Origin of the sequence: Bacillus sp. SD075 (assembly GCF_017355165.1) — a bacterium.
GTDB lineage: Bacteria > Bacillota > Bacilli > Bacillales > DSM-1321 > Peribacillus.
Map to the genome: position 1 here is coordinate 1 of NZ_JADILK010000092.1, position 5380 is coordinate 5380.

The 5380-nt window shown below is 35.0% G+C and carries 5 protein-coding genes and 1 pseudogene; 2 read left to right on the plus strand and 4 right to left on the minus strand.

Translation table 11 applies throughout. The features are described from left to right. Positions 1 to 506 precede the first annotated feature (506 nt). The 3 genes from IOC57_RS25240 to IOC57_RS26415 all read right to left on the minus strand — a co-directional run bounded on the left by IOC57_RS25240 (position 507) and on the right by IOC57_RS26415 (position 3605). A complete protein-coding gene (locus IOC57_RS25240; protein WP_207441328.1) occupies positions 507 to 950 on the minus strand; it encodes a hypothetical protein in 444 nt (147 codons plus the stop codon). A 438-nt stretch (positions 951 to 1388) separates the two neighbouring features. Beyond that, the gene (locus tag IOC57_RS25245) at positions 1389 to 1895 is read right to left on the minus strand and encodes a hypothetical protein (RefSeq protein ID WP_207441329.1); all 507 of its coding nucleotides are present in this window, start codon (positions 1893 to 1895) and stop codon (positions 1389 to 1391) included. A gap of 1542 nt (positions 1896 to 3437) precedes the next feature. Then, positions 3438 to 3605, minus strand: a complete 168-nt coding sequence (locus IOC57_RS26415; RefSeq protein ID WP_309487768.1) for a nuclear transport factor 2 family protein — start codon at positions 3603 to 3605, stop codon at positions 3438 to 3440. Positions 3606 to 3840: 235 nt separating this feature from the next. Here IOC57_RS26415 and IOC57_RS25255 point away from each other — a divergent pair. Then, positions 3841 to 3972, plus strand: a pseudogene (locus IOC57_RS25255) (tyrosine-type recombinase/integrase); the annotation flags it as partial. A gap of 221 nt (positions 3973 to 4193) precedes the next feature. Next, entirely contained in the window at positions 4194 to 4400 is a 207-nt protein-coding gene (locus IOC57_RS25260) for a hypothetical protein (RefSeq protein ID WP_207441330.1), read from the plus strand. A gap of 863 nt (positions 4401 to 5263) precedes the next feature. On the opposite strand, the gene IOC57_RS25265 is transcribed toward IOC57_RS25260, so the two are convergent. Continuing rightward, the coding region (locus IOC57_RS25265; protein ID WP_207441331.1) for a gamma-type small acid-soluble spore protein at positions 5264 to 5380 on the minus strand (117 nt) is incomplete at its 5' end.

Sequence of the window (5380 nt, forward strand, 5' to 3'; positions counted from 1 at the left end):
TCATTATGTTACCTTCTTATAACAAGGACAGGTGTATTTTTCCGCGTCGTACTCACACTCTGCTAAATTATTGTGTATCTTATTCACATTTAGTTAACATAATCATTCAATGCTAATTATCAAAAGTTCTCGGTTTGTCTCTTCTTTCCTCCATCCATCTCTCATGTACAAACTGAATACATTCTTCAATCGAAGCTTTCAACTACACTTCATGTTCCTAGCTAATTCATCTAATAAATACATCGATTCAATCATTATTTTCGAGGTCATTCTCTGTAGATTTTGAGACACATAAGCCCAATTAGTCGGTGGGGTTAGCCATTCTCTTCTTGCCTCCTATCTTTTGAAAATTCGAGACGAAGAGAATTTTCTCCTTTTTAAAATGGGTACCTTTTAGATACCCAACCCTTTGCAAATAGGATTTTCTCTAATAAATAGCCTTTATCAAAAATAAAAGGCTACCATATAGGTAACCTAATTGTGTTTCTTATTTTTATCAACTTTAACTACCGTTTATAGTCTGATACAAATTTTCTGATTTCTTGTATCGGCATTTCCAAATTAATAGCCATTTGGATGAGTTCAGCCCATTCTTTAACAAGTTCTCCAACTGTATCGTTTGCCATTACTATTCCCCTATCAGAATCAGAGGGCAACCCAGCTATCTTTCTCACATCAGATTCAACTTCTTCTTGATAGCCCTGTGATTCTCTGTATAGCAGTTCCCACTGTTCATAAAGGTTTTTAGCTGTCTCATAGTCATCGAAGTCCACTTTTAAATCTGTCTGTAATTTTTCTTTTAATTCGCGGCATGACTCTTCCCATTCCTCTAAGCTTTTTAAATCAAAGAGTTTTGAAAACCTCGGTTTCATACTTTCCCAGTGAAAATAAATGTTATTACACCATTCCAACAAATATTCAGGGTATTGTATTTGTTCTTCTATTTCCATACATCTCACTCTCTCTCAGGTAAATTTTTCACTCTTAATATTTTAAATAAAGGCCGGTATGTTTTGCTAATACATTAGGAAAACATCTGGGACAGTATTTCTGGTTAAGATGAAGTAAATCGTTTGGTAACATTGAAAGTTGAGCTTTCCAAAATTACCTTTCGCAAGAAGCGCATATTTCCATACTCCTCAAAAAACAGCTCCCTTTAATAATTTTTATCTTTTTTTGCGATGATTTAAATTTATACTATGTTCCACCATTGTCTTGGGAATAGGCATTTTTCCTATTTGGGCAAATTAAATTAAATTAAAAAAGCCCCCTTTAACAAGGGGGGAGGCTCCTTCGACACAGATAGACGATATGAATTTATTCCTTTGTGATTGTGATCGGGAATAACCACTATTAATTTATGCAAATCAACTGTTTCAAATGCGTGTTTATTTTACCTGGAATGCTCTGTTCTGAAGGTTCTCGAAGGTTTCGAAGGCATGGATAGATCTTTTTTGAGTAAATACAAATGTTTCTTTAAATTCTCTATCGTTGCTGTTTTCTTTCCAATTAATGACAATTTCTAACTCAGTTGCAGTTACTGATAAAGGAAAATTAGCGAAAGTAAATTCTTGTCCCCTTTGATTTACTTTAGCATCCGTAAGAATATCAAAAAGTCCAAATTTGGTTTTAGAATTCAGATCATTTCCAAATGCTTGAATATTTGCTTCACTAATATCTTTACCGATGTTTTTTACCTTGAAGCTATAAGTATCATATACTCCCTTTTTTGGTTTAACGGATTCCTGACTACCTTCAGCATCCCCTACTTCAACAGACCATTGCTTTGATGACTGTGTTACTGGCAGATCATCGAAGGTTAAAGCGTTCACTTGAGACGCTGGTCCAATAATTAAAAAGCTAAACATAGCTAAAACAGTTAAAACTTGATTCATTTGTTCACCTCCTGTTTCACTAACAGGTTTCCAAAAAACAAATTAAAGCATGATTTTAGATTATCCGGATCATAAAACTGGACTATATTTCCCCTGGGATAGCGGAAAGCAGGTAACCCGAAAGCATCCGCTTTTTTTCATGGAAAAGTATCCCCATCATTCAACATCACGTTCTTCCATATTCCCCCGATTCCTCGAGATTTCGATCCTCTTTGAACCCTGGCCTTCTCCTTTTGATGGGCTCAGTTTTTCACGAAACACACAGGTGACATGTCTTAAAAGGAGGAAGAAAAATTTGTATTAGCATACTTCATCCGCGTTTTGACGGCGGTACCCTACAAGCTGAAAGCTTACTCAAGGTGAGCTTTTACTCTTTTATAAATCTGATTTCTTCATTGGTATTAAATGCCTCTATTACCGTTGGTACATCGTTAAATTTCAAATTTTATATTTTACTGATATAGTTGATCACTTGAACCATGCTCAATTGGTGGATCAAATATCCAAAAGGTTTTCTTAAAAGTTTAGGGATGAGACAACAAAAACCAACTACCAGTATGACTTATTAAAATTCCGTCATTAGATGCTTTTAATTTTCAGTCTATTTTGTTCCAAATTCTAGTTAGATTCAATGGTACATATATTTTATCACCATGAATTTCTCTATGTATAATGGGATTCAAAAAATATTGATCTAAACTATCATATACTACCTTACGCCTGGCCCTTGGTGTTGTACCTAATATAGTTCCGAAATCATTTTCATTCATATATATACCTCGCTTTTTAAAAATTCATCCATATTCACTTTAATGACAGCTTCTTTTCGTTCCCTCGATAAGAGTAACTTTTATCAATAGTAGTATTTTTCCCTTTTCTCAACCTTATTCCACAGTCATTAAAAAAGAGAATTTAATTTCGTAATACAGCACATAACCCTTATTTAATTCATAAACACATGGCAAACAGCAAATTAAACTTACAAAGAGGTGAAAAGAAAGAGTCAACTAAGTGGTTAACTTGTTCACTCTGTTTCTCTTAACAACCTTATTATGAATGGTTTTCTCTTTAATATTCTACCAAAATTTACAGTGTATCCATTTCTTACATAAAAGGGATTATTAACACATGAGTGAGGTGAAGACATATATCAAATCGTAGTGGTGGTCGTAATCGTCTATTAGTACAAGGTGCAGAACAAGGACTTGATCAATATGTATTGCAAGCACTACACCACAGAGAATGGAAGTATGTATCGTTCTTCCACGGTAGCTTAATAAGAAAAAGACCGTTACAACAGTCTTTAATGACTAAAAAAACTTGTGTTAATTCTTACAAGTATCACGTAGCAGAACTACAATGTCCTGAGACAATTTTCATTTTCCCGTCATGGTATTGCCAAATACGAGTGTAACAAAACTCACCATCAATTGGTTCTCCACTTCCGACAGTGCCATTTAGAGCGACTCGCGTAATAATTATTGCTAACATATCCAAGAGTTTAACTCGTTGCTCTAAAACTTCGATACCAATAATTGTAAATTATCCTGTGCGGTGGGCTTCAATATCGGCTTCTTTCGTTAATATTTGCCCAAAATGATTGACGAAGCTAAGATCATCAGCAATTAATTCATCTAACAGCTCTACATTACTGGATAGCATTGCTGAACGAAGGAGTTCTTCACATTGAATGATTTTTGCACGATTCACAACAAAACCTCCTTTTCCTATTATTAACTACTATACATTTTGGATAATATTTGTTACCAAAATAAAATCTTCTCTTCGCTCTTCAACTATCCTCCCCTATAGTTAAAGAAGAGCAAATAAAAATCCCATATTCAGTAAAGAATACAGGATTTTTATCAATCTTTTTTACAAATGCTCAACCTTTGTTTTAAAGGATCGATCTTTTTTATAAACGATCACTCTTTATTTTAAGTCTACACATACTTTAAGAAAAACGTTTGGCTACTGGTTTTATAAGGAGACCAAGGATATCGCGATGCTGCAAGGGATTCTGAATCATTCGCACCCCTCCGTCACGTTGCGATACATTGGCATTATGGAAGAATAAACCAACAACGTACTAAAAACATTTATTTTTTTTAAATAAAAGGGGTATCCTAAATGTTCAACATATGCGACAAGGTAACTTACAAAGGAGAGAATTATGAGATTGTACATATTTACGAGTCTGGTTATATGCGGAAATTAAACCGATGGATTCGTATTACCAGATTGTGTTAGTGAAACTTTCAGATTTGTAAAAAGAGGAAAATCGGAGGAGAAAATAAAATGAAAGCATTAGCAGAAATCAATCAAGAATATCAGGAAATCATGAATTTAGTAAAAGAGCCTATGAGAAGCTGTCTACTGAGTGAGCTAATGACCGAAATGGAATCAGAATATAAAATCCCTATGATACGTACTGAAGACTGTGAAACCGCAAACAAAGCAGTTATAGCCCTATACAGAAAAATAAGTAAAAGTCGTTCATTATGAGTAGTCATTCCTACTACTCTTTTTCATTGTGCACAATTCTTTTGCTTAAGCAAAAAATGGCAGCCTTAAGGCTGCTGCGTTCCTCTATAAGCCATGCAGAAGCCAGTATAAGATCCAAGTTTTATTAATCCAATTTTTTCTAAAACGCCTTACAGACCCTCTAGCGCTCCAAATTAATGACAACCACCAGACGTTGCAGCACTCCCTTGAAAAAAACGTAGCGCCATCTTTTAAAAAGCTAAGAAGAAAAGCCCCAATCATATGAAGGGGCTTTTTTTCTTAGCTTTTTTTTGGGGAAAAAAAAACTTCACCCTTATTATGGCCGTTCGTCATCAAATTATACTTCTAACATTTACTATCATTCCGTTTCAAGTTCATCAATCTTTTGCTTCGGTTGTATACACTTCTAGAAAAGAACTGGCGAAAATCTCACTGATACGAGAAGAAAACAGTGTTCGATATTCTCGGTATCATTTACGAACGAAGCAGGAGCTCAAGAAAATCTGCATAACATGTAAAAAAACGTCCTATTCTGGATGCTTCATTGATATGCCTAATTTTTAGAGGAAAGGCCACATACAGCCTTAATTACAATGTGGTTAGCGTAAAGTTAAACAACTACTCCTACTTTAAACAGCCTTAGCTTGATGGGCATGCGGCAGGACCCCTACTACTGCCTTCATGGCTCGGGACTCTCACCCTATAGATTACATCCATGCTGGGCGCACTAAAAGAGCGAGTTTTAACTCGCTCTCTGTAATATACCAAGATGTTTTTACTGTTATTTTTAACAAATGAATCAATTCATAGAAAATATTTTGCGACATAAAGCTTCAGAATTGTTGATCTTGCAAACGTGTGCTTCATTTATTTTTTTTACGAGACTGGGCTTGTTGGTTTTGTTTTCTTACTTGTTGTGCATTATTTTGGCTTGCGAACTCAGTTCCGTATTGACCTTGTGATCCTTGCGTTCTGCCTTG

Coding starts and splice junctions, on each gene's coding strand:
- IOC57_RS25245 (WP_207441329.1), bottom strand. CDS start 1,895: ATGAATCAAGTTTTAACTGTTTTAGCTATGTTTAGCTTTTTAATTATT.
- IOC57_RS25260 (WP_207441330.1), top strand. CDS start 4,194: ATGAAAGCATTAGCAGAAATCAATCAAGAATATCAGGAAATCATGAAT.
- IOC57_RS25240 (WP_207441328.1), bottom strand. CDS start 950: ATGGAAATAGAAGAACAAATACAATACCCTGAATATTTGTTGGAATGG.